At 40.1% G+C, this 22,634-nt stretch carries 32 protein-coding genes; 29 read left to right on the top strand and 3 right to left on the bottom strand.

Annotation, left to right across the window (positions count from 1 at the left end):
- Nucleotides 1-209: 209 nt before the first annotated feature.
- The gene (locus K9M07_01540; GenBank protein MCF7851905.1) at nt 210-1,469 is read left to right on the top strand and encodes a serine hydrolase; all 1,260 of its coding nucleotides are present in this window, start codon (nt 210-212) and stop codon (nt 1,467-1,469) included.
- Here the strand turns inward: K9M07_01540 and rsmA are convergent.
- The 3 genes from rsmA to K9M07_01525 form a co-directional block, all read right to left on the bottom strand.
- On the bottom strand, nt 1,396-2,181 hold the full coding sequence (rsmA, locus tag K9M07_01535) for a 16S rRNA (adenine(1518)-N(6)/adenine(1519)-N(6))-dimethyltransferase RsmA (protein ID MCF7851904.1): 786 nt from the start codon (nt 2,179-2,181) through the stop codon (nt 1,396-1,398). The two genes, K9M07_01540 and rsmA, sit on opposite strands and share 74 nt — an antisense overlap.
- Nucleotides 2,178-3,242 (bottom strand): hypothetical protein, encoded by a 1,065-nt coding sequence (locus K9M07_01530; protein MCF7851903.1) that lies wholly within the window; start codon nt 3,240-3,242, stop codon nt 2,178-2,180. The genes rsmA and K9M07_01530 overlap by 4 nt, the downstream gene beginning before the upstream one ends.
- Nucleotides 3,243-3,327: 85 nt before the next feature.
- Complete coding sequence (locus K9M07_01525) at nt 3,328-4,446, bottom strand: RsmB/NOP family class I SAM-dependent RNA methyltransferase (protein ID MCF7851902.1); 1,119 nt, start codon at nt 4,444-4,446, stop codon at nt 3,328-3,330.
- Nucleotides 4,447-4,834: 388 nt separating this feature from the next.
- On the opposite strand from K9M07_01525, the gene K9M07_01520 reads away from it, so the two are divergent.
- The 28 genes from K9M07_01520 to rpsK all read left to right on the top strand — a co-directional run bounded on the left by K9M07_01520 (nt 4,835) and on the right by rpsK (nt 22,538).
- Entirely contained in the window at nt 4,835-5,332 is a 498-nt protein-coding gene (locus tag K9M07_01520) for a hypothetical protein (GenBank protein MCF7851901.1), read from the top strand.
- Nucleotides 5,286-7,010: an apolipoprotein N-acyltransferase gene (gene lnt, locus K9M07_01515; protein ID MCF7851900.1), complete on the top strand. Its 1,725-nt coding sequence runs from the start codon at nt 5,286-5,288 to the stop codon at nt 7,008-7,010. The genes K9M07_01520 and lnt overlap by 47 nt, the downstream gene beginning before the upstream one ends.
- Before the next feature lie 126 nt (nt 7,011-7,136).
- A complete protein-coding gene (gene lpxC, locus K9M07_01510) occupies nt 7,137-8,054 on the top strand; it encodes a UDP-3-O-acyl-N-acetylglucosamine deacetylase (GenBank protein ID MCF7851899.1) in 918 nt (305 codons plus the stop codon).
- Nucleotides 8,054-8,539, top strand: coding sequence for a 3-hydroxyacyl-ACP dehydratase FabZ (fabZ, locus tag K9M07_01505; GenBank protein ID MCF7851898.1), 486 nt, complete (start codon nt 8,054-8,056; stop codon nt 8,537-8,539). The genes lpxC and fabZ overlap by 1 nt, the downstream gene beginning before the upstream one ends.
- Nucleotides 8,540-8,603: 64 nt before the next feature.
- Entirely contained in the window at nt 8,604-9,443 is an 840-nt protein-coding gene (gene lpxA / locus K9M07_01500; protein ID MCF7851897.1) for an acyl-ACP--UDP-N-acetylglucosamine O-acyltransferase, read from the top strand.
- Between the two features lie 164 nt (nt 9,444-9,607).
- The gene (gene fmt, locus K9M07_01495; GenBank protein MCF7851896.1) at nt 9,608-10,555 is read left to right on the top strand and encodes a methionyl-tRNA formyltransferase; all 948 of its coding nucleotides are present in this window, start codon (nt 9,608-9,610) and stop codon (nt 10,553-10,555) included.
- Between the two features lie 89 nt (nt 10,556-10,644).
- Nucleotides 10,645-11,484: a hypothetical protein gene (locus K9M07_01490; GenBank protein ID MCF7851895.1), complete on the top strand. Its 840-nt coding sequence runs from the start codon at nt 10,645-10,647 to the stop codon at nt 11,482-11,484.
- 352 nt (nt 11,485-11,836) lie between these two features.
- A complete protein-coding gene (gene rplC, locus K9M07_01485; protein ID MCF7851894.1) occupies nt 11,837-12,496 on the top strand; it encodes a 50S ribosomal protein L3 in 660 nt (219 codons plus the stop codon).
- Nucleotides 12,497-12,512: 16 nt separating this feature from the next.
- Nucleotides 12,513-13,190 carry a 50S ribosomal protein L4 gene (rplD, locus tag K9M07_01480; protein ID MCF7851893.1) on the top strand — a complete coding sequence of 226 codons (678 nt, stop codon included), beginning with the start codon at nt 12,513-12,515 and terminating at the stop codon, nt 13,188-13,190.
- Between the two features lie 6 nt (nt 13,191-13,196).
- The gene (rplW, locus tag K9M07_01475; protein ID MCF7851892.1) at nt 13,197-13,535 is read left to right on the top strand and encodes a 50S ribosomal protein L23; all 339 of its coding nucleotides are present in this window, start codon (nt 13,197-13,199) and stop codon (nt 13,533-13,535) included.
- Between the two features lie 20 nt (nt 13,536-13,555).
- On the top strand, nt 13,556-14,395 hold the full coding sequence (gene rplB / locus K9M07_01470) for a 50S ribosomal protein L2 (protein MCF7851891.1): 840 nt from the start codon (nt 13,556-13,558) through the stop codon (nt 14,393-14,395).
- Between the two features lie 8 nt (nt 14,396-14,403).
- Nucleotides 14,404-14,676, top strand: coding sequence for a 30S ribosomal protein S19 (gene rpsS / locus K9M07_01465; protein MCF7851890.1), 273 nt, complete (start codon nt 14,404-14,406; stop codon nt 14,674-14,676).
- Nucleotides 14,677-14,690: 14 nt separating this feature from the next.
- Nucleotides 14,691-15,035 carry a 50S ribosomal protein L22 gene (gene rplV / locus K9M07_01460; GenBank protein ID MCF7851889.1) on the top strand — a complete coding sequence of 115 codons (345 nt, stop codon included), beginning with the start codon at nt 14,691-14,693 and terminating at the stop codon, nt 15,033-15,035.
- Nucleotides 15,036-15,044: 9 nt separating this feature from the next.
- Nucleotides 15,045-15,680 carry a 30S ribosomal protein S3 gene (rpsC, locus tag K9M07_01455; GenBank protein MCF7851888.1) on the top strand — a complete coding sequence of 212 codons (636 nt, stop codon included), beginning with the start codon at nt 15,045-15,047 and terminating at the stop codon, nt 15,678-15,680.
- Between the two features lie 12 nt (nt 15,681-15,692).
- Nucleotides 15,693-16,109, top strand: a complete 417-nt coding sequence (gene rplP / locus K9M07_01450) for a 50S ribosomal protein L16 (protein MCF7851887.1) — start codon at nt 15,693-15,695, stop codon at nt 16,107-16,109.
- Nucleotides 16,110-16,124: 15 nt separating this feature from the next.
- Complete coding sequence (rpmC, locus tag K9M07_01445) at nt 16,125-16,325, top strand: 50S ribosomal protein L29 (GenBank protein MCF7851886.1); 201 nt, start codon at nt 16,125-16,127, stop codon at nt 16,323-16,325.
- A gap of 4 nt (nt 16,326-16,329) precedes the next feature.
- Entirely contained in the window at nt 16,330-16,572 is a 243-nt protein-coding gene (gene rpsQ, locus K9M07_01440; GenBank protein MCF7851885.1) for a 30S ribosomal protein S17, read from the top strand.
- 27 nt (nt 16,573-16,599) lie between these two features.
- Complete coding sequence (rplN, locus tag K9M07_01435) at nt 16,600-16,968, top strand: 50S ribosomal protein L14 (protein ID MCF7851884.1); 369 nt, start codon at nt 16,600-16,602, stop codon at nt 16,966-16,968.
- Between the two features lie 12 nt (nt 16,969-16,980).
- Complete coding sequence (rplX, locus tag K9M07_01430) at nt 16,981-17,301, top strand: 50S ribosomal protein L24 (GenBank protein ID MCF7851883.1); 321 nt, start codon at nt 16,981-16,983, stop codon at nt 17,299-17,301.
- A gap of 11 nt (nt 17,302-17,312) precedes the next feature.
- Nucleotides 17,313-17,855, top strand: a complete 543-nt coding sequence (rplE, locus tag K9M07_01425; protein MCF7851882.1) for a 50S ribosomal protein L5 — start codon at nt 17,313-17,315, stop codon at nt 17,853-17,855.
- Between the two features lie 24 nt (nt 17,856-17,879).
- Nucleotides 17,880-18,272 (top strand): 30S ribosomal protein S8, encoded by a 393-nt coding sequence (gene rpsH, locus K9M07_01420; GenBank protein MCF7851881.1) that lies wholly within the window; start codon nt 17,880-17,882, stop codon nt 18,270-18,272.
- A gap of 16 nt (nt 18,273-18,288) precedes the next feature.
- Nucleotides 18,289-18,828, top strand: a complete 540-nt coding sequence (gene rplF / locus K9M07_01415; GenBank protein ID MCF7851880.1) for a 50S ribosomal protein L6 — start codon at nt 18,289-18,291, stop codon at nt 18,826-18,828.
- A 13-nt stretch (nt 18,829-18,841) separates the two neighbouring features.
- Nucleotides 18,842-19,213: a 50S ribosomal protein L18 gene (gene rplR, locus K9M07_01410; GenBank protein ID MCF7851879.1), complete on the top strand. Its 372-nt coding sequence runs from the start codon at nt 18,842-18,844 to the stop codon at nt 19,211-19,213.
- A gap of 16 nt (nt 19,214-19,229) precedes the next feature.
- Nucleotides 19,230-19,733 carry a 30S ribosomal protein S5 gene (rpsE, locus tag K9M07_01405; protein MCF7851878.1) on the top strand — a complete coding sequence of 168 codons (504 nt, stop codon included), beginning with the start codon at nt 19,230-19,232 and terminating at the stop codon, nt 19,731-19,733.
- Between the two features lies 1 nt (nt 19,734).
- Complete coding sequence (rplO, locus tag K9M07_01400) at nt 19,735-20,190, top strand: 50S ribosomal protein L15 (GenBank protein ID MCF7851877.1); 456 nt, start codon at nt 19,735-19,737, stop codon at nt 20,188-20,190.
- A 30-nt stretch (nt 20,191-20,220) separates the two neighbouring features.
- Entirely contained in the window at nt 20,221-21,597 is a 1,377-nt protein-coding gene (gene secY, locus K9M07_01395; protein ID MCF7851876.1) for a preprotein translocase subunit SecY, read from the top strand.
- Nucleotides 21,598-21,723: 126 nt separating this feature from the next.
- Entirely contained in the window at nt 21,724-22,101 is a 378-nt protein-coding gene (gene rpsM / locus K9M07_01390; protein MCF7851875.1) for a 30S ribosomal protein S13, read from the top strand.
- A 44-nt stretch (nt 22,102-22,145) separates the two neighbouring features.
- Complete coding sequence (gene rpsK, locus K9M07_01385) at nt 22,146-22,538, top strand: 30S ribosomal protein S11 (GenBank protein MCF7851874.1); 393 nt, start codon at nt 22,146-22,148, stop codon at nt 22,536-22,538.
- The last annotated feature ends 96 nt before the right edge of the window (nt 22,539-22,634 follow it).

Raw genomic sequence — 22,634 nt, 5'->3', positions numbered from 1 at the left:
TTTAGGAAAAGCGGGTTAAATCCCCTTAATAATAACGCCTATTTTTTTTTCAAAGAGGTTTTGTTGATTTTTAAGTGGGAAATTTGTTCAAAAGCCTTGGATTCCTAGAGAAATTCTACTTTTGTTTTTTTTTTATTTTTTGAAAAATAATGAGCGGGGGCCAAGTTGCAAAGTCGAGTTTAAATAGGAGAGTGCCGATGGGGATTAGAATGTGGCTTTATTCGTTTTTGTTTTTTTCTTTTATTTTTTTGAATAGTTTATGTGGTCAAACACTTCCTTTAAATATTCAATCGCGCTATGCCGTCTTAATGAATGCGGATAATGGGTGTATTCTATACCAAAAAAGAGCCCATGAGTCAATGTACCCCGGTTCGACAATTAAAATTGCAACGGCCTTATTTGTATTGGAAAAATTACAAGATCAAAGCTTAGATAAAATGATTTGTGCCCCTTCCGAAGTTTTAAAAAAAGTAAGTCCCTCCTATAAATTTGCTCATTTGAATGAACTCCCTCCTTATATTTTACAAACAGATGGGACGCATTTCTTTATTCTTCCGAATGAGGAACTTTCCTATCGAATGCTTTTGCATGGATTACTTCTCTCCTCGGGAAATGATGCGGCAAATGTGATGGCTTATCATTTAGGGGGTGAGAGCATTTCTAAATTTATGGAGGAAATGAATATTTTTTTGAAAAAGATCGGTTGCCGACATACCCATTTATGCAATCCTCATGGTCTTCATCATCCCAGTCAAATCACTACGGCTTATGATATGGCCGTAGTCGCTCGAAAGGCAATGCAAAATCCGTTGATTCGAGAGATTGTGGCAAAGAAGGAGTATGAGCGCCCCAAAACGAATAAGCAGGGTGTGATGCGGGTTGCGCAGGGGAATAAGCTGATTGCTGATGGCCGTTTGCAGTATGCTAAGGCAATTGGTCTGAAAACAGGGTATACATCCGGAGGTCAATATTGTCTTCTCGCTTCAGCTACGGAGGGAGGGCGTCATTTAATTGCGAGTTTATATGCTTCCAAAGAACATAATTTTCGCTATCACGATGCCATAGAGATGTTTTCAAGGGCCTTTGAAGAAAAACCTCTGAAAAGGGTCTTGTTTAACGCTCATTCGGACCCTCTGTTTATAAAAAATTTTTATAAAACGAAACGCCTTGAGTTCTTGCCAAAAGAAGATATTGAAATTGAATATTATTTGTCGGAATCACCTGAAATTTCATTTCAACTAAAGCTCAATAAGAAATTAAAATTACCCATTCGACTTCATCAAGAGGTAGGGGTACTCCAAGTGATTATTGCAGATCAGATTGAGCGTGAAGTTCCGCTTTATGCTGTGAGGCGGATCAACAAAGTTGTTTATGAAAGGATTGATTTTTGGGTTATTAGTGTGATGGCTCTATTTCTGATGGGTGGGTGGATACGATGGCGTAAAGGCTTTGGATTTGTAGAGGAGTGAGTTCTTCGATTCTAATCTGAGTCGGTAAATTTAATTCAAGCCAGGCTCTATGGAGGAGTTTCTCTGAATAATGAGTTTTGAGAATATTAAAGAGCTGCTTTCTTTTCCCTTCAAAACAGTGGGTGAAAAAAAGGCATTGTGATTCGCTAATAGAGCGCCGGTTGGGAATAAGAGAGATGAAGGCAGAAGTGACGTTTGGTTTGGGACAAAAACAATAAGGTGAGATTGTGAAGAGTTTATGGATATCAAAATGATACTGTGCAAGTGCTGATAGAGATGAAGAGGGCTTTGAGATGAGTTTATCTGCAAATTCATTCTGAACCATTAAATAAACGGAGCTAAAAAGATGTTTGTAAAGCGCTATCTTTTTAACGGCTTTCGTCGAGATATTATAGGGGAGGTTGGAGATGAGTTTAAGGGGGGCTTTTTCAGTCAATAAGGTTAAATCAAAGGTTAAAAAATCCGCTTCGATCAGGTCCATATTCGCTTTATAATCGAGCTGTTGAATAAGGGTTGAATCTTTTTCAATAGCGGTGAAATGCTGAACCGCAGGTGCAATTTTGAAGGTTAGGGCACCCCGTCCCGGGCCAATTTCAAGGATATGGTCAGCTGCTTGCAAATCAACGGCCCTAATGATTTTATGAATGATATTGGAATCAATCAAAAAATTCTGTGAGAGTGCGCGTTTTGCAAAAGGGGCCGGTGCGTTCATAGAAGTATAAAAGGCTCATATGAATCCGGTAATTTGAAATGCTCTTCATCTTCAGCGTAATGAAATTTGGCTTTCAAGTTTTCAATGTAGGTAGAGCGCTCTTTGCTCGCCTGAAACTCCGTTAAACGATCGTGGAAGTGAGAAGCGAGTTTTTCAAAAGGTTCCGGGACATCTTTTTCATGTGATTTTAATTTAAAGATGCGTTGGACCATTCCTCCCGATCGCGTGCCTTGTTTTACCGGCTGGCTAACGGCACCGATATTGAGTTGCGATAGAATATCGAGGTGTTGTTGTGCAATTTTTTTTGATTCCCCATTGTTATCTAAGGAAACGGAAGCAATAATATCACACTGCTTTTCTTGAGCTGTTGAATTAATTTGTTTGACCACGTCATCTAAGGAAAGATGAGACTCATCTAGCAGCGTATGTGCAAGGTTAGCGAGCTCTTCCATCGCCGACTCATTTTTTCCTCGGAGCGTTAAAACATCATATATCCAATTTTCTTTGCCTTGGAATTGGCTGAGATGGGATTGATATGATTCTTTAATAAGGCCCGGAGTAATTTGTTGAACAGCTTTAGAGTAAGCTTTAAACCAAGTCATTTTGCGGATAATAACTTCGTTTTTAATACGCTCCTTAGCATCTTCTAAAGTCATATTAAGTGCGTCTAAGTGAGCGAGCATGTTCGTTCCATATCGTTCTTGCATTTCTTGTCGAATTTCCGCTTCCGTCACTTCAATTTTTTCATCTGCATCAGCTAGAATCAGTTCATTTTCAACAAGTTCCTTGAGTTGTGATTCCCAATTATTCTTGTAGAATTGAAAAAGGGCCATTTTATCTTCAAAAATCTGAGGATAGTTGGTTTCTAAAAAGATATTCATTTTAGTGACCACATCCATTAGAGAAAATGTTTTGCCATTGACCCTGGCAAGGGGCCTGTTATTAATAATAATTTGACTCTCCTCACTCATGCTGAGAAACGAGCGCGAATTGGGAGATGTAGCCGCAAGAGGCCAAGTGGTTAATAAGCAAAAAGCAAGAAGCGTCACTAAATTTTTCATGTGTTATCTCAAGAATCCATGTATAAATTGCGGTCAGTTTAACAAAATAGTTCTTTCTTAAGCAAGTAGGGGGTGCTGTGAATATTTATTTATAGCTGAAAGCAATCGCATAAAAGCCATCCATTTTATCGGATTTAGGTAGGACTTGAAATGGAGTTGCTATCGTTTTTAAGCCATATTTTTCCATAAAAAAAGCGGCTTGCTGTTCATTTTCTTCTTTTAAAATGCTGCAGGTCGCATAAATAATACGGCCCTTGGGTTTTAAAAACTTAAGGGCTTCTTCAAATATATCCTGTTGTTTGGTCATCAATTCTTGGAGCATTTGGGAAGAAAACTTCCATTTTTGCTCCGGATTTCTTCGCAGGGTTCCTGTCCCGGAACAAGGTGCATCCACAAAGACGCAATCCATATTGCCCTTCAATGAATTTAATCGCTTAGATTGGGGCGGGATGATTTGTGCATTTTGAATTCCGGCTCTTTTAAGGCGTTTTTTAGCTTGAGCCAGGGCTTCTTTTCGCACGTCATAGAGATAAAGCTGTCCCTTGCCTTTCATGTTGGGGGCCATTGCCAGGGTTTTTCCTCCTGCGCCGGCGCAATAATCCAAAACATGTTCACCCGGTTGGACTGCAGCCAATTCTGCTGCGAGTTGTGAGGCCTCATCTTGGACTTCAAAAAGACCTTGTTTGAATTCTTTGAGACTAAATAAAAGCGCGCGCTCCTTTAAGTGAATGCCTGCTTTAGAATAAAGACAGGGTGATAAGGGCATGGACTTAGAAAGCGCTTGAATTAGATCTTCTCGATTCGTTTTAAGTAGGTTAGCTCTCAAAGTGATGGGTGCTTGTTCATTTAAAACGCTGCAAATATCGCTTGCCTTTTGAGTCCCGTAGCCCTTTTCTAAAAGCTGGAAGAGTTCTTTTGGAAAGCTGGCTTTAATGTGTGCAGGGGTTGATTCTGAGGAGAGGGTTTCGCTTGATAGAGCCTCAAGGCGTTTTTCCCAAGTGATGGGGCGATCGTCAATGCGGTAGTCGATAAGAGAAAGATGGCGGTAGAGGTGGTAAATAGTTGAAAAAATTTCTTTACGGTCTTTGGAGCCTATTGCACGGTGGTTTTTGAAATATTGCATTAAAAAAAGATCAAGGGGCCCCTTTTCAAGGGCATATTCATTTAAGATGGCTAGTGCGTGATGCTTTCTAAATGGATTCATGCTTCCCCCTATAGGATAACACAGATGAACTTAAGCTTTAGGGAGTCGGTATATTCCCAATATCTAAATTCAGACGTGAATAGGGGAGTAATATAGCATAAATGATGCCCTCTGTCTATAGAGTAAATATTTAACTCGACTTTGCAACTTTTTGGGCCCGAAGGCCTCGAGATATTTGTTTTCGGGGGAGTTATTAAAACCGGGAAGGGGTTTTTTACCCCTTCCCGGTTTTAATAATCTCCCAGTTTGACCATAGGTCGAACGCCCGAGAGCAAATAGATGAGGCAGGCGGGCCTAAAAAGTTGCAAAGTCGAGTTTAAATTCATTTGTGTATAAACCCGTTATTTAGGTTATAAATGAAATAACGATATGGAAAAGGAGATAGGGAATGCATCGCTTTGATAAACTACTCGAATTAATGGGGAAAGCGTTGATTGCAGTTTTTTTTATTTGGAGAGGGGGGAATCAGATAATAAACTGGTCAATGACGGAAAAAAATTTCATAGGTGATGTCATTAATTGGCATGTCTTTGTATCGGATGTTCCCGGATTAGACCGCATTGCCGAATCGATATTGCCTTTCACGATGCAGCTAATTATTTTAGGTATAGTTTTGCAGCTCGTATGTGGTTTCATGTTATTAATTTCATGGAAAGATCGTCTGGCGGTTTCTATTTTATCAATCTATTTATTGATAAATAATTTTTTTACACATTATTTTTGGATGGCTGAGGGATACCGGAAAGAAATTTTGTTAGAGCAATTTATGCAAAGTTTATCAATAATAGGTGGAATATTATTGATTGTCGCACTGCAAAAAATAAAAAGAATTTTAAATCGTGAACATCTGGACTTTTTGCAAACAGCAGCTACAAACGAGGATTAGCGATTCAACGCACGATAGAGTCAAAAGGACTTTTATCAGTATTTCCTCTGCCTTGCTCATTGGTTTTTCCGACCCAATACAGTCTCCTTTTTTATCTTTTTGCTCTTCAATTTTTTTATACGGTTTATTTTTTTCACAAATAGAGAGCTTTAGTCGAAAAACGACATTTTGGGCTGCATTTGGTTGGTATGCTTTATCGCAAGCCATTTTATTTTCTTGGTTTGCTACGACAACCTTTCATGGCCCCTTTATTGTCGTTGCCTATTTCATTTTACTCGGTTTAATCAGTTCCCAATTTGGTCTTTTTGCCCTTGTTGTCAAAGGGCCTATGCGGTGGCCCAAGTTGCTTGCGCTGGCCGGGATGTGGACGCTTTTTGAGTGGGCTCGATTGTTTTTTATGGCCGGGTATGTATGGAATCCCGTTGGTCTTTCTATGACATGGAGTGTTTCGCTTCTTCAGCTTGCGTCTTACGCGGGGGTCTATGGGTTGTCATTCCTTGTCATGGCGATTAATTTGCTTTTTTTTAGGTTTTTAAAGAGCCTTTCATTAAAGCGATTTTATTTGTGGTCTATTGCGGCGTTTCTTCCTTTTTTAGTGGGAACACTCCATTGGGTTACCCATGAGATACAACAAAAAAAATCGCCGTCCATTCGTCTTGCAGCAGTTCAAACAGGGCTTGGCGTCGAAGAAAAAATGCCTTTTGGCCTGTATCCCGACTCTTTTATGCATCCTATTCTTCAATGGGATGCGCATTTTCAATTGCTAAGCAAGCGAATAAAGTCTCCTGTAGATATGATTGTTTTCCCGGAGTCGGTTAGTCTTTTTGACTTATTTTCATCCGTTTATTTGCTAGATGAGATCGGTCATTTGATGGTTAAAAATTTTGGTGAAAGGGTTTTAGACGCTCTTCCGTCAATGGAGGATCAGCGTTTTGCAAAGATGTTTGATTCAGATCAATATGTTTCAAACGCTTTCATTGGGCAGTGGCTGTCTAATTTTTTCTCGGCAGATATTATTATGGGATTTGATGACAGTGACGCGAAGCTGAATCAGCATTATAATGCCGCATTTCTTTTTTCGCCGAATCGAGAAAACATTCAGCGTTATATTAAGCGTGTGCTTGTTCCTATTGCCGAATATTTGCCATTCAAAGGTTTTGCTAAAATTGCCGGTCACTATGGAATAGGCGATTTTTTTACTCCCGGTGAGGGTGCAATTATTTTGGAAGGCAAGAAAAAAATAGGCGTATCCATTTGTTATGAAGAGTGTTTTGGCCATCTTATGAGAGAAAATAGGAGTAAGGGCGCTGAATTATTTGTGAATTTAACGAATGATGGTTGGTTTCCTCGCTCAAAATTGCCTCGGCAGCATTTTAATCACGCCCGTTTGCGATCGGTTGAAATGGGCATCCCACAAATTAGAGCTTCAAATACGGGGTTCAGCGGCGCAATCAACAGTTTTGGTCGAGTGGAAGCTCTTTTGGGGGATCGCGATGAATGTGGGAAGATGATCAAAGATATTGCAATGATTGAGCTACGCGATTATACCTATCCGACTTTATATGCCAAAGTGGGGGATTGGCTGATCGTAATTGTATCAATCGCATTTATCTTAATCCACATGATCTCCTTAAAAATAAGGCTTGCTCAAAAAAACAAGAGTTCGTTAAATTCCTAGAAAAAATCTCTAATTTTGGTTCCACTTCCCAATGAGGAGGAGGAAATAAACTAGAGATATAAATCCGATGATGCTTATTAAAAAATAATCGCGTTATTTGAGATAAGCGATACCAAGGTTGCTTGAATGAGGTTTTCTTTGTTGTCCTCATATACTTACACTCCATCTGAATTACTGGCGCACCTTCCATCGACTCGAAATCAATGTACGATTGCTAATTCGTTTGTTGTTGATGGAATCGGCTTATTTACAGGTGTTCCCGTTAGAATGACAGTATATCCTGCCGAAACGGGGCATGGTATTGTCTTTAAACGAATTGATCTGCCTTCTCAGCCCACAATTCCTGCGCTTGTCGAATATGTTGATGACACCCCGCGCTGCACGATACTGAGTTGTCAAGGAGCAAATATACAAACGGTAGAGCACATTTTAGCGGCATTGAGAGCCCATAATATTGATAATGCGTTAATTGAAGTTAATGGGCCTGAAATTCCGGCTGCTGATGGGAGTGCCCGTTATTTTGTCGATCAAATTAAGCGAGTTGGGATTGGATCCCAAGATGAGCTTGTTCAGATTATGCCCCTTACGAAGCCTATTTATTGGACTAAGGGGGGGATTCATTTAGTGGCGATTCCATGTGAGGAATATAGAATTAGTTATACTTTGAGTTATCCCGGGCATCCTCTTTTAGATGCTCAATTTTATTCACTTGCGATCACTCCTGAAGGCTTTGATGCACAGATCGCTTCATCCAGAACATTTTCACTTTTTGAGGAAGTGACTCCGTTGTTGGAAAAGGGGTTGATCAAAGGTGGGAGTTTGGATAACGGGGTGATTATTAAAGGAAGGGATGTGCTCAATCCGGAGGGATTGCGCTTTCCCAATGAAATGGTTCGTCACAAAATTCTCGATTTAGTGGGCGATTTATTTCTCGTTGGATTTCCCTTTACTGCCCACGTGTTTGCTGTGCGTTCAGGCCATGCATCGAATGCTGCATTTGCTCGGGAGTTACGACAATATTTTGACCAGATTGAGTGTGAATAATGGACGATGAGTTTTCAAAAGAGCGTATTGTTTTTGATCATCATGCAATTATGAGAATGCTTCCCCATCGCTATCCTTTTTTATTAGTGGATCGCATTGTGCATTTAGATTTGGAAAAAAATTACATTGTGGGGCAAAAAAACATCACAATGAATGAGCAATTTTTCAATGGACATTTCCCTTTTGCTCCGATTATGCCCGGGGTTTTAGTGACTGAGGCGCTTGCTCAAACAGGGGGTATTTTAATTCATGAGAAAGGATATCATGATAAAATTGCCGTTTTAATGAGTGTAAATAATGCAAAGTTTCGCAAAACGATATTGCCCGGAGATGTGTTGTTTATGCATGTGCAAGGGCTTCATTTTGCTTCAAGAGGCGGAAGGGTTAAAGCACAAGCGCGTGTGCAAGATCGAGTTGTTGCAGAAGTTGAAATTGGATTCGGGTTTGTTGAACGTTCTCAACTCAGTCAGGAAATGACAAAATAAATAAAAATCTTGCTTTGCCTGCAGGATAAAATAGAAAAATTTAAAACATAAAAGATGAATTTGCATGTCGAATATACACCCAACAGCGATTATTGAGGCCGGTGCTAAAATCGGAAATAATGTGACAATTGAACCTTATGTTATTGTTAAAGGGACGGTAACCCTAGAAGATAATGTTACGATCAAATCTCATGCGTATATTGATGGGTATACAACGATCGGAAGCGGTACTGTGATTTGGCCGAGTGCAAGTATTGGGACAAAAACACAAGATCTTAAATTTAAGGGTGAAAAAACATTTGTCAAAATCGGGAAAAATTGTGAGATTCGCGAGTTTGTGACAATTAATTCGTCTTGCAATGAAAATTCAGAAGTTGTCGTTGGAGATCACTGTTTAATTATGGCCTACTGTCATATAGCTCATAATTGCATCTTGGGGAATCACGTTATTATGGCAAATAATTCTATGCTTGCCGGGCATGTTGAGGTAGGGGATTATGCTAATATTGGTGGAATGACACCTGTTCATCAATTTGTTCGCATTGGCCGCTATGCGATGGTGGGTGGTTTTAGCCGCGTTACACATGATATTCCCCCTTTTACAATCGGAGCGGGCTCTCCTTATGAAGTGGGGGGATTAAATTTAGTGGGTCTTAAGCGTAGAGGTTTTGCGCTTGAAGATCGAATGGAATTGACAAAAGCCTTTAAAGTGACCTACCGATCAGGGCTTAAATTGTCTGAAGTGATTGAGCAGCTAAAGAATTTTAGTTCGGCCAATCGTTATTTACTAGATTGGATTGATTTTTGTGAAAATACGAAAAGAGGTTTGATTGGTTTTGCCGGGATTACCCAAAAAAACAAAGACGAAGTAGAAGAATTAAAAGAAGAGTTGGCAAATACTTAGTGCTCTGTCAATATTAGAGTTTAGGGTATCTTGGCTATCTTTTCGGCTCCTTGGCTAATGACTCCATTATGTCGCGTCGCCAAAAATTCAGAGCGAGGCGAAAATCTAAAACTAATCTACCCGTAAATTTAAATATGACAAAGCGCTAGCCCGGTCTGCATCAGATGAGAGTTGTTTTTTTTGGAACCCCTAATTTTTCAGCAGACATTCTTCTGCATTTATTAGAAAAAAATATTGATATTGTGGCTGTTGTCACAATGCCGGATCGTCCTAAAGGGCGTTCTAGTCAGCCGCAGCCATCTGCCGTTAAAATTCTGTATTTAGAAAAAAATCTACCTATCCCTCTTTTTCAGCCGGAAAAGGCGTCGACTTTGGAGACGATTTCAGCCTTAAAAAGTTTAAATCCCGATCTATTTATTGTTGTGGGTTATGGGGAGATTCTCAGTGAGGAGCTGCTTCGGGTGCCTCGCTTATACCCCATTAATATCCATACGTCTTTGTTGCCCAAATACCGTGGGGCAGCGCCGATCCAACGAGCTATTATGGCAGGAGAAGCGCAGATGGGGATTACAATTATGCAAATGAATCCTGAAATGGATGCCGGGGCGATTTTAAGTCAAAGTTCATGTCATATTTCTGAGGATTTAACATTTCCCGATATTGAGAGAATGCTTAATCAATTAGCTAAGACAGAAGTTGTTAAGGTTATTGAGGAGTGCAAGCGAGATGCGCTTAAACCAAGGTCTCAAGATCTTACGGAGGTCACTAAAGCCCCTAAAATTAAGCCTGAGGATTCGCGTTTGGATTTAAGACAGGCAGCGCCTGATTTGCATCATAGGATTCGAGCGTTAACCCCAAAACCCGCTACTTATTTAGATGCTGAAATTGATGGGGTCAAAACCCGCATAAAAATTTATTTATCCAAAATCCATGACCGATTTATTCAAGAAGTTCCCGGGAAAATTTTAGAATTTTCAAAAAAATCTTTAATCATAGCTTGTGGCCATGGCGCGCTCTCTATTTTAGCGCTCCAATTAGAGGGAAAAAAAAGAGTTGATGTGCCTCAGTTTTATGCCGGCTTTTCTCAAAAAAAATTAATCTTTTTAGTCTAAATGAGCTAAAAAAATTAATAATTTCTTTACATATAATGTTTCTCAAATTATAATTCCTCCTATTTAGCTTATAAAATAAGAGGTTTCCTATGTCTGTTTCTGACGCTGTTTCTCAAGGTAGTCATGCGCTGATTAATGATACAAAAAATACTTGGGCGCGAATAGTTCCTTATTATTTAAATTGGTGGGTTGGAGCCGGAGCTAAGCCTGTCTGTGATGCACTCAAGCATATTGCTACATTAAGTGACTTTCAAAAAGCCCTATCTGAGGCAAATTCGGTCCTTTCTGCGGCATCTGTTTTTATTATTCAGTCGTTTCAAGAAACAACTAAAGATAGTGCTCTTCATGGGAAATTGGAGTTTTCCAAATTATTCCATTCAGCAGTCGAGATTGCCAATGGTTTTGCAAAGACATATGTAGCTGTGGATGGGTTAATTCCCGCTGCGGGGTCGTTAACAGTTGATGGGTTGGGAACGATTAAGACGCTAAAAGCGGTTAGTGCGCATGCTGATCTATATTTATGTGTAACTGCCCTTTTTTCAAAACAGGGGGATCGTCGTGACCCATCTATCTGGAATGAAGGGGTGAGCAGCCTTGCTTATTGTTATAGTGTTTTGACAGTTCCCACTACTGCGTTGACTGAAGATAGCGATCCTATATTGGTAGATGAGAGCTCCAAGAAAATGCCGGTATCCGGGGGTACTCTTTATTCAAAAGGGGCAGTGCAGCATGTTGTGAATGTTGCGAAGTTAGTTTCTTTAGTAGCGGCGACAATTATGCCTCTGTTAACTGTTTGTTTGATATGGGTTTCAAATCAAAATTTGATAGCGCGTAGGGCTCCTGCTGTTCTGACCGTTGCTTATCCGATTTTCTTTACGGCTACTGCTGTCGCTACTGCTGCCAAGGCTATGGGCGCTCCAAAGAAATAATTGCGAATTTTAAGAAAGGGTTGACTCTTTTTCATTAAAGAGTTAACCTTTCCCTCATAATTTACTCATATGTGAATGATGAGAACTCTTTATAAAAAAGAGTGGTTGGTAATAGCGGTGATCCTAGTGATTATGCTCAGTGTCAGCCTAATTTCAATCCTGAATCGCAATAGGTTTAAGATACCTAGCGATCAAGTCGAAATTATAGAGAAAGCGCAGTTTCACAAAAATTTGCACTTGCAAATTGGTGAAAATTAAGCTACAATCTCTGGCACTTCATAAAGCTCTTTATGATTGTAGGAACCAAATCCTCTAAGATGGGGAATTGAATACTAGTTTAAGGAAAAAGTTTATGTCAGAATCTAAGCATTCGATCCGAATTTTGGGAAAAAAAATTGGAATGACACGTGTCTTTGACGGCGAAGGTAATCTTGTTGTCTGTACGGTGATTTCAGCAGAACCAAATGTCGTAACTCAAATTAAAGCTATTGAAAAAGATGGCTATTCAGCAATCCAGTTAGGGGCTGATAGATTAAGTTCTTCTAAAAAAAGACGCCTCGCAAAACCTCAATTAAAAAATTTCGAAAAGATAAATATCGATCCCCGTCGTCATTTATTTGAGTCAAGAGTTGAAAATTCTTCTCAGTATGAAGTTGGACAGGAGATGGGTGTTGATTTTTTTGCTGAAGGCGAATTTCTAGATGTAACGGGAATTTCTAAAGGTAAAGGTTTCCAAGGCGTTATTAAGCGTCATGGTCATAGAGGGGGGCCTGCAGCTCACGGTTCCGGTTTTCACCGACATGGTGGATCCACAGGGATGAGAACAACTCCGGGGCGTACGTTCCCAGGGATGAAGATGCCGGGCCATATGGGGTGTGATCAAAAAACAGTTCAAAACCTTAAAGTTGTAAAAATCGATCCTGAAAAACAAGTCATTCTTCTAAAGGGTGCTGTTCCCGGTTCTCGCGGTTCAAGCGTCTGGATGAAAAAAGCTGTTAAAGGTTCAAAGTAGGCGAGGAGATTGACAGGTGGCAACATTAAAAAAATATGACATTACAGGGAAAGAAGTTGGTCAGCTTGAGTTAGCGGACGACTTGTTAGACATTGCGATTAATTCGCAAATGTTAAAAGACTATCTCGTGGCAATTCGCAATAATAAAAGACAGTGGTCCGCTTGCACTAAGGGGCGATCTGAAGTCAATCATTCTAATGCGAAACCTCATCCTCAGAAGGGGACCGGACGTGCAAGGCAAGGAACGCTTGCTGCTCCTCAGTATAAAGGGGGAGGGGTTGTTTTTGGGCCAAAACCAAAATTTGACCAACACGTGCGTATTAATAAAAAGGAAAAGCGGGCAGCGATCCGTTTTCTCATCGCTGAAAAAATTAAAGCGGGCCGATTAAGAGTCTTGGAAGGTGCTCAGATTGAATCTCCAAAGACAAAAGTGGTGGCTGGTTTCATCAAGAATATCGGGATTCAAGATCGCAAGGTGCTTTTCTTAGGTGAAAGCTTTGCTGATGAGCAAGATGCCGAAAAGCTTTTTGAAGGAGTAGCTCGCCAAGATCTTTTTATTAAAAGCATGCGAAATATTCCAAAAACTCGATTTCTTCAAGCGCAAAGCATCAGCGGACTTGATGTTGCTGATGGATCTGAGCTTGTTGTGCTCGATGGAGCATTGCAAGACTTAATGTTAATGTTAGGAGCGTAAGGGCTGATGACTAAGAAAAATGCATACTCAGTGATTAAATCACGTTACATGACTGAAAAAGCAAATGTCCTTCAAAATTTGCACACAGCTAAGAGCAATAAGTCTCTTGCAAAATGCGATGAGCCAAAATATGTGTTTCTCGTCGATAAAAATGCAAATAAAACTCAGATAGCTCAGGCTCTTGAAGAGATTTATAAGGACAAGAAAATTAAAGTGAAAGCTGTTAACACGATCAATGTGAAGCCCAAAGCGCGTCGCGTTAGAGGCCGACTTGGAAAGACAGCAATGAAGAAAAAGGCGATTGTTACTCTCGCTGCCGGCGATATGATTGATGATCAAGTTTAGGCAAAAGGAATTGATAGTTTATGGTAAAGAAATTTAGACCAGTTACTCCGAGTTTGAGAAAGCTTGTTCTTCCAACTAACATGCAATTGACTCGTAAAGAGGGGAAGAGAGCAACTGTAGATCCGGAAAAATCACTTTTAAGTGTGAAGCGTAGAACAAATGGGCGCAACCATCATGGCCATATCACATGTCGTCATCGTGGAGGTGGTCATAAGAGGTTTTATCGTCAGGTTGACTTTAAGCGCGATAAAGATGGGATTCAAGCGAAGGTTGCGTCGGTTGAGTATGACCCGAACCGCTCTGCTTTTATTGCTCTTTTAAATTATGCTGATGGAGAAAAAAGATATATCATCGCTCCGGAAGGTTTAAAGGAAGGTGATGTTCTATTATCTGGAGCAAATGCGCCTTTTAAAACAGGTTGCGCAATGCAGTTAAAGGACATGCCAATTGGTTCGGTTGTTCACAATGTAGAGCTTTATCCCGGAAGGGGAGGAAAATTTGTGCGAAGCGCAGGTCTTTCAGCTCAGCTTGCTGCGCGAAGCAATGGCTATGCATCTCTCAAAATGCCATCAGGTGAAATGCGATTGGTAAAAGAGACCTGTAAAGCGACATTTGGGGTTGTTTCTAACGCTGAATGGAGTCTTCGGGTTGAGGGAAAAGCAGGTCGTATGCGTTGGAGAGGATTTCGACCAACAGTACGTGGAACTGCGATGAACCCTGTTGATCACCCACATGGTGGTGGTGAGGGAAAGCACAATGGTTATTTGCCGCAAACTCCATGGGCTAAACCGACAAAAGGATACAAAACTAGAAATCCGAAAAAGAGCAAAAAATTGATTTTAAAAGATCGAAGGAAGTGAGGCACTGAATGGGTAGATCATTAAAAAAAGGACCATTTGTAGACCACCATCTTCTCACTAAAGTAGAGAAGCAAAACGTCGAAGGGACAAAAAAAGTGATAAAGACTTGGTCTCGACGTTCTATGATTATTCCTGAAATGGTCGGGCATACATTTGATGTTCACAATGGACGTAAGTTTCTTTCGGTTTTTGTCTCGGAAAATATGGTAGGACACCGCCTTGGCGAATTTGCCCCTACTCGAGTATTTAAAGGGCATTCAGGGACAAAGAAGGCACACTAAGGAAGGTTGATTAAATGCAATACGGAAAAGCAATTACAAAATTTGTTCGCATCGCTCCAAGAAAAGCGAGATTAGCGGCAGGCCTCATTCGTGGTTTGAAGGTTGAAGAAGCTCAATTGCAACTATCTTTTTCAAATATAAGAGGAGGAAGGCTTCTTCTTAAGACGCTAAACAGTGCAATTGCAAATGCGGAAAATATACTCAATGTACAACGTCGCGATTTGAAAGTGAAGGAAGTGCGCATTGATGGGGGACCCATTATCAAAAGAGCGAAATCAAAAAGTCGTGGTGGACGAGTACCTGTTATGAAAAGAACGAGCCATTTTACGGTCGTCGTCGAACCAACAACACAAATATAAGGTAAGGGAATGGGACAGAAGACATCACCATTTGGTTTTAGGTTAGTCATAAGAAAGAATTGGAAATCTGTTTGGTTTGCAGACAAAAGAACCTTTGGGGATCAAATACAGGAAGATATGAAAATCAGAAAGTATTTGCTCGCTAAACCATGCTGCCAAGGAACTTCCTTTATCGGTGTAAAGAGAATGAGTGACAAAATTGAAGTCACGATTCATACGGCTAGACCCGGTTTAGTGATCGGTCGTAAAGGGGCTGAAATCGACATTTTAAAGAAAGATCTTAAAAACTTTACCGGAAAGGAAGTTTGGATCGAAGTTGAAGAAATCAAGCGCCCTGATCTTGATGCTAAACTAGTTGCCGAGTCAATTGCGAAGCAAACTGAAAGACGTGTTGCTTTCAGAAGAGCTTTAAAAAAGGCGATTCAAAGCTCAATGGATGCAGGAGCTTTAGGAATTAAGGTTGCTATTTCCGGCCGTATAGGCGGTGCTGAAATTGCTCGTACCGAGTGGTATAAAGAGGGTAGAATTCCTCTACATACAATGCGTGCTAATATTGACTATGCTACGGCGCGCGCAGAAACGACCTATGGTTCAATTGGAATCAAGGTTTGGATTAATAAAGGTGAAGAATTTAATAAGTCTTAGGAGTCGAATTAGATGTTACTGCCATCACGCACTAAATACAGAAAGCAACAGAAGGGTTCTTTACGCGGCCTAACGAAGGGCGGTGAATTTGTAGAATTCGGCGAGTTTGGAATGCAAGTCCTTGAGAGAGGGAAAATCACAAATAGACAAATAGAAGCTTGTAGGGTTGCTATTAGCCGTTATTTTAGCCGTAAAGGTAAAGTTTGGATTCGTATTTTTCCAGACAAACCTATTACAAAAAAACCGGCTGAAACTCGAATGGGTAAAGGTAAAGGAGCTGTTGATCATTGGGTCGCTCCAGTAAAACCCGGGAAGATTCTATTTGAAGTTGCAAACGTGACTAGAGAAGAAGCACAGCAAGCTTTAGTTAGAGCTGCTGCCAAGCTTCCCTTAAAGACGCGATTTGTTGACAGAGTCGAAAGAGTATAAAGGGGTATAGGCACGATGAAAATGGAAGAAATTGAATCACAAACAATTGAGGCCTTAGAAGCAATGGCGATCGATCTCCATAAAGAGATCTTTCAGCTAAGGAGCGAACTTAAAATGAGCCGCAATTTAGAAAAGCCTCATGAACTTACGCAAAAGAAGAGAGATAGAGCTCGAGTCCTCACAGTTCTAAATCGTAAGATCAAGGCAGGGAAATAAAACTATGGAAAAAAAACTAAGCAGAAAAACGAAATTGGGACAAGTCGTATCTAACAAAATGGATAAGACTGTTGTCGTAAGAGTTGATCGTACTTTTAGCCATCCTCAGTTTAGTAAAGTTGTGACCCGTTTTAAGAAATACTATGCTCACACGGATCAGGTATTAGAAGTTGGTCAAAAGGTAAAAATTGTGGAAACTAGACCCCTCTCCAAATTAAAGAGATGGCGTGTAGTTGAGGTTGTATAAGTTAAAGCGAAAAAGCGAGTATAAAGAATGATTCAAGAAGAGACTAACCTAGATGTAGCTGATAATACAGGCGCAAAAAGCGTTAGATGTATCAGAGTTTTAGGCGGAACAAGAAGACGCTATGCAAGAGTTGGAGACGTGATTGTCTGTTCAGTAAAAGAATCCGAACCAAAAGCGAATGTCAAAAAGGGAGAGGTCATCAAAGCGGTGATTGTTCGTACTCGAAATTCGATTCGCAGAAAGGATGGTTCTTATCTCAAGTTCCACGATAACAGTTGTGTAATTATCGATGATAAGCTCAATCCAAAGGGAACTCGCATCTTTGGCCCTGTGGCAAGAGAAGTGAGAAATAATGGTTTTGTAAAAATTTGTTCACTGGCTCCTGAAGTCATATAGATAGGGAAAAATATGAGTAAATGGATAAAAAAAGACGATAAAGTTCTTGTTACTTCCGGAAATGACAAAGGATTGACAGGAATCGTACTGGCGAGAAAAGAGAGTAAGGTCATTATTCAAGGGGTGAATGTGCGCAAAAAACACATGAAGTCTCGAAGTCAAGATAGACCTTCTGAAATTGTTGAAATTGAAAAACCGATTCACATCTCTAATGTAGCTCTTTGCGATGACAGCGGAAAAAGAATCAAATTGAAAGTGAAAAGAGATGGCGCAAAGAAAGAATTATTGATCGCCGGACATGAAGAAAAATTATTTAGAACACTTAAAAAATAGAAGAAGAAGATATGGGTAGATCGCGTCTTCAAGACAAGTATGATAACGAAGTAAAAGCAAAACTTCAAGGTACATTTAACTATAAAAATGCGCATTTAATTCCGCAGCTGAAAAAAATCGTTCTCAATATGGGAGTGAAAGAGGCTGTTAAGGATAAAAATGTCATGCAAGATCACGTTGAAGAGATGATGATGCTTTCGGGGCAAAAGCCTATTGTAACTAAAGCGAAAAAGGCTATTTCGAACTTTAAGCTGAGGGAAGAGCAACCTATCGGAATTAAAGTCACGATTCGCGGCAAGCGCATGTATGATTTTTTAGATCGTTTTTGCAACATTGTTAGCCCTAGAATCAGAGACTTTAGAGGATTTAAAAGAAAAGGCGATGGAATGGGCAACTACACTGTTGGTCTTGACGATCAACAGGTTTTTCCGGAGTTGAATTTGGATAAAGTTAAGAGAACGCAGGGAATGGATATTACGTTTGTTACATCTGCCCAAAAAGATGAAGAGTGTTTGGAGCTTTTAGCTCAGCTCGGAATGCCATTTGCCCATTAACACTTATTAAAAGAGGATTTGTAAATGTCACTAAGCGATCCTATAGCTGATCTACTAACAAGAATTAGAAATGCTGCACTAGCAAAACACCGCTATGTAGATATTTATTTGAGTAAGCTGAAAAGATCTGTTGTTGAGGTTTTAAAGGAAGCGGGCTTTGTTGAGAACTTTCTAATTGATGAAGAGAAAGGTCGTATGAGAATTTTTCTCAAATACACAAAGTCTAAAGAATGTCTCATTAGCGGGCTTAAAAGATATTCAAAGCCGGGCGTAAGAAAGTATGTTGGATATAAAGATATTCCAAATGTAATGGAAGGTCTTGGTCTTTCAATACTCTCGACGTCAAAAGGCGTAATGAGCGGAACGAAAGCCAAACATGAAAAAGTTGGTGGCGAATTATTGTGCTGCATTTGGTAATACTTAGGGGAAATCAATGTCAAGATTAGCGAAAAAACCACTACCCTTTCCAAAAGGGGCTGAATTAAGTTATAACAATCGAATCGCCACTGCAAAAGGTCCGAAAGGAGCGCTGACTTTAGATATTCCGGAAGGGATTGAGCTAGAGATCAAAGATGAAGCAGTGATGATTGAGGTGAATGAAAAGAAGTTTGATAAGTCATTCTTAGGGCTTTATCGTGCTTTGATCAATAATCTACTCATTGGAGTATCACAGGGCTTCCAAAAGAAGCTTACTCTAATTGGAGTGGGATTCAGAGCTGCTCTTAAGGGCGATGCTCTCGATTTACAGCTTGGATTTTCACATCCACTTTCTTTAAAAATTCCATCAGGATTAAAAGTGGCAGTGGATAAGAGTACTTCTATTTTAATTGAGGGATGTGACAAGCAGCTTGTTGGGCAATTTGCAGCAGATGTCCGTTCTAAGAGACCTCCTGAGCCATATAAAGGTAAGGGCGTTCGTTATGAAAACGAATATGTACGTAAAAAAGCCGGTAAATCTGCGAAAAGCAAATAGATAGGGAAAAAGTATGTATAATTACATCAAACAATCAAAAAAATTAAGAGAAAAACGCGCCTTAAGAGTTAGAAAAAAACTTAAAGGAGATGCGCAAAAGCCAAGACTTTCTGTTTATAGATCAAATAAGCATCTTTTTGCACAACTGATCGATGATGAAAACGGACTGACGATGGCGAGTTATGGAACGCTTTCAAAAGAAGAAAAGGGTTCTGATAATTGCAAAAAATCAAAGAGCGCCGCACAAGCAATTGGACGAAAAATTGCTGAATTAGCAAAGCAAAAAAATATTGAAAAAGTTGTCTTTGATCGTGGGCATAATAAGTATCACGGATTGCTTGCAGAGCTTGCTGATGCAGCTCGAGAAGCGGGACTAAAATTTTAAAACAGGGTTTTTTTAGATGGCTCAAGATAAAAAGAAGCAACGTCAAGCTGATGTCAATAAAACAGATTTGGAAGAAAAAGTCCTTCATATTAATCGTTGTTCGAAAACTGTTAAAGGGGGAAAACGTTTTAGCTTTTCTGCCTTGATTTTAGTTGGAAATGGCGAGGGGAAAATTGGTCTTGGTTTTGCTAAAGCGAATGAAGTGGCTGATGCGATTAAAAAAGCGAGTGAGTCAGCTAGAAAAAATCTCATTTCGTTTCAAATGGAAGGCACAACAATCCCTCATGAAGTGATTATGAGTTGGGATGGAGCGAAAGTCTTCTTAAAGCCAGCTAGCGAAGGAACGGGAGTTATTGCCGGATCAAAGGTCCGTTCTGTTCTCGAGTTAGGCGGGGTTAAGGACGTTGTGGCGAAGAGCATGGGATCAAGCAACCCAATTAACCTAGTAAGAGCGACAATTAAAGCCCTTTTAAGTCTTAAAAGTCGTAACGAAGTATTACAACAACGCGGAGTAGTCTAAGATGTCTGTCCTTTCGAATTTAAAAAATACGCACCGCCCACGCGCTTCCAGAAAAAGAGTGGGTCGTGGAATCGGGTCAAACTGGGGAAAAACATCAGGTCGTGGAAATAAAGGGGCTAAATCGAGAGCAGGATACAAAAGACGTCTCGGTAACGAGGGTGGTCAGCTCCCTCTTTATAGAAAGCTGCCTCATAGAGGTTTTTCAAATGCTCAGTTCAAAAAAGAAGTCATAGCTATAAACTTCTCTCGTATTTCACATGATTATGAAGATGGAGAAGTTGTGAACAGAGATTCACTTATTGCTAAAAGGATCATTCCAAGAAATACTACAGCGCAAATTAAAATCCTTGCGAACGGTAATTTGGATAAGAAAGTTGAAGTGCATGTCAATGCGTTGTCAAAAAAAGCAGAAGAAGAATTGCAAAAACTTTCTTTAAAATATAGTATAGTAGGCTAGCGATAATCACTAATACAACGAGAATGATCGATGTTGGATAAGATAAAGCACATTTTTTCTCTCCAAGACCTTAAATCAAAGATTCTTTTTACTCTGTTAATGCTTGGTCTTTGTAGGATTGGGGCTTATATTCCCGTTCCGGGAATAAACGGCGACGAAGCTCTTCGTGCTTTCAGATCAGCTGTTGGGGGCGGACAAAACCTCTTTCAATTAGTTGATATTTTTTCCGGGGGCGCTTTTGCGCAGATGACTGTCATTGCCCTTGGAGTCGTTCCATACATCACGGCATCGATTATTTTACAATTAATGATGGCTCTCGTTCCGTCTCTGCAAAGAGATATGAGAGAAAATCCGGAAATGGGTAAAAAGAAAGTTGGAAAATGGACGCGCATTTTGACAGTTTTTCTTGCCCTATTCCAATCGGGAGTCTATGCCCGCTATGCCGTTTCGATTAATGCATCCTCTCCGGGTATTATTTTAGAGCAGCTCCTTGACGTAACTCTTTTTAACACGCCTGTCCTTTTCTATATTGTGATGATGTTTACAATGGCAACAGGAACGGTCTTGTTAATGTGGATTGGTGAACAAATCACTGAGAGAGGCATTGGAAATGGGATCAGCTTGATTATTACAGTTGGGATTGTCTCTTCTCTGCCTCGAACATTAGGATCGATCATTCGCCAGCTCAATTTGGAGTCGCAAGAACCGGGACAGTTGAGTTTTACATCCCTTGTTGTGTTAATTGGTGTCTTTGCGATGATTATTGTGGGAACAATTTTGATTATCCAAGGGCAAAGACGCATTCCTCTGCAATATGCAAGACGTGTTGTTGGTCGACAAGAAGTCCAAGGCGGGAATGCTCATATTCCACTTAAGATTAATTATGCCGGCGTAATTCCGGTGATTTTTGCGTCATCATTATTGATGTTCCCGGCAACCGTTGCTCAATTTTTTAGTTCTTCGAATTGGATTGGCCAAATTGCTCATGCTTTGACTCCGGGAAGCTGGACCTATACTGTCATTTACATGCTCCTTATTCTATTTTTTACCTACTTTTGGACGGCGACTCAGTTTCATCCTGAGCAGATTGCATCTGATATGAAAAGGAATGGGGCCTTTATTCCGGGGATCCGACAAGGAAAACCAACGCAGGATTATTTAGAATCGACAATGAATCGCGTTACTTTTATTGGAGCGATTTTTTTAGCACTCATTGCCGTTTTACCCACTCTAGTGAGTAGGGTATTAAATGTAGATGCTTCAATCAGTCATTTTTTTGGTGGGACTTCATTGCTCATCTTAGTCGGGGTTGTCCTCGATACAATGAAGCAAGTTGAGTCACATCTCATTATGAAACGTTATGATGGTTTTATGACCAAGAAGAAGACAACAAGAGCAAGAATTTAATTGAATGGCTAATAAAAAATATTTTCACAGGTATTTTAATTAGTTCACTTGCACTAAACATTGATTTCTTTAAGGGAATATGTTAAATTTTTATAGCCTTAAAGTTAAAAGATAAGGAAAAACAACATGCCTCGAGTGATCGGGATCGATATTCCACCCAACAAGAAGTTAGCAGTAAGCTTAACATATATTTATGGTATTGGACGCAACCTTGTAAATGAAATTCTTCAGAAATTATCTCTTAATCCGGATATGAGGGCGAGTCAGCTGACACAGGAAGATATTTCTAGAATTAACTCTCTTCTTCAAAACGACTACGTTGTTGAAGGGGATTTAAGACGACAAGTCCAAAACAATATTAAGAGATTAGTCAGCATCAATTGCTATAGAGGAACTAGACATCGTTCTAATCTGCCTGTTCGCGGACAGCGAACCTCGACCAATGCGCGCACTAGAAAGGGAAAGAAAAAGACGATAGCAAATAAAAAGATAGCTAAGAAGTAATTTGAAGGAGAGACACTTTGGCTAAACAAGCAGAAAAAAAATCTATGGCTAAAAAGCCCGTAGCGAAATCCAGAAAAAAAGGTGCTCGCTCTTTCCCGGTTGGCATTGTTCATGTTAAAGCGACATTCAACAATACAATTGTTTCTATTACTGACTTATCAGGCAATGTTGTAGCATGGGCCTCTGCAGGAAAATCGAACTTTTCAGGTTCTAGAAAATCCTCTGCATTTGCTGCGACCGTAGCTGCACAAGATGCCGCTAAAATTGCAATGTCAATGGGAATGAAGGAAGTCGAAATTAACTTGAAAGGACCCGGAGCCGGACGAGAGTCTGCAGTGAGGGGGATCCAAGGTTCGGGACTCGCAATTACGGCGATCCGCGACAGAACGCCCATTCCTCATAATGGATGTCGTCCAAGAAAAAGAAGACGCGTATAATTAAGTTGCGAAAGGCCGATTTAGGTCAAGGCGCATTGAATATTGATGCAACTTACAGTGGGTCAATTTCAGGTAATGTGAATTTATAATCTCACG

The sequence above is a fragment of the Simkaniaceae bacterium genome (assembly GCA_021734805.1).
In the GTDB taxonomy this organism is placed as follows: domain Bacteria; phylum Chlamydiota; class Chlamydiia; order Chlamydiales; family JACRBE01; genus Amphritriteisimkania.
This window is presented reverse-complemented; position numbering and strand designations above follow the sequence as displayed.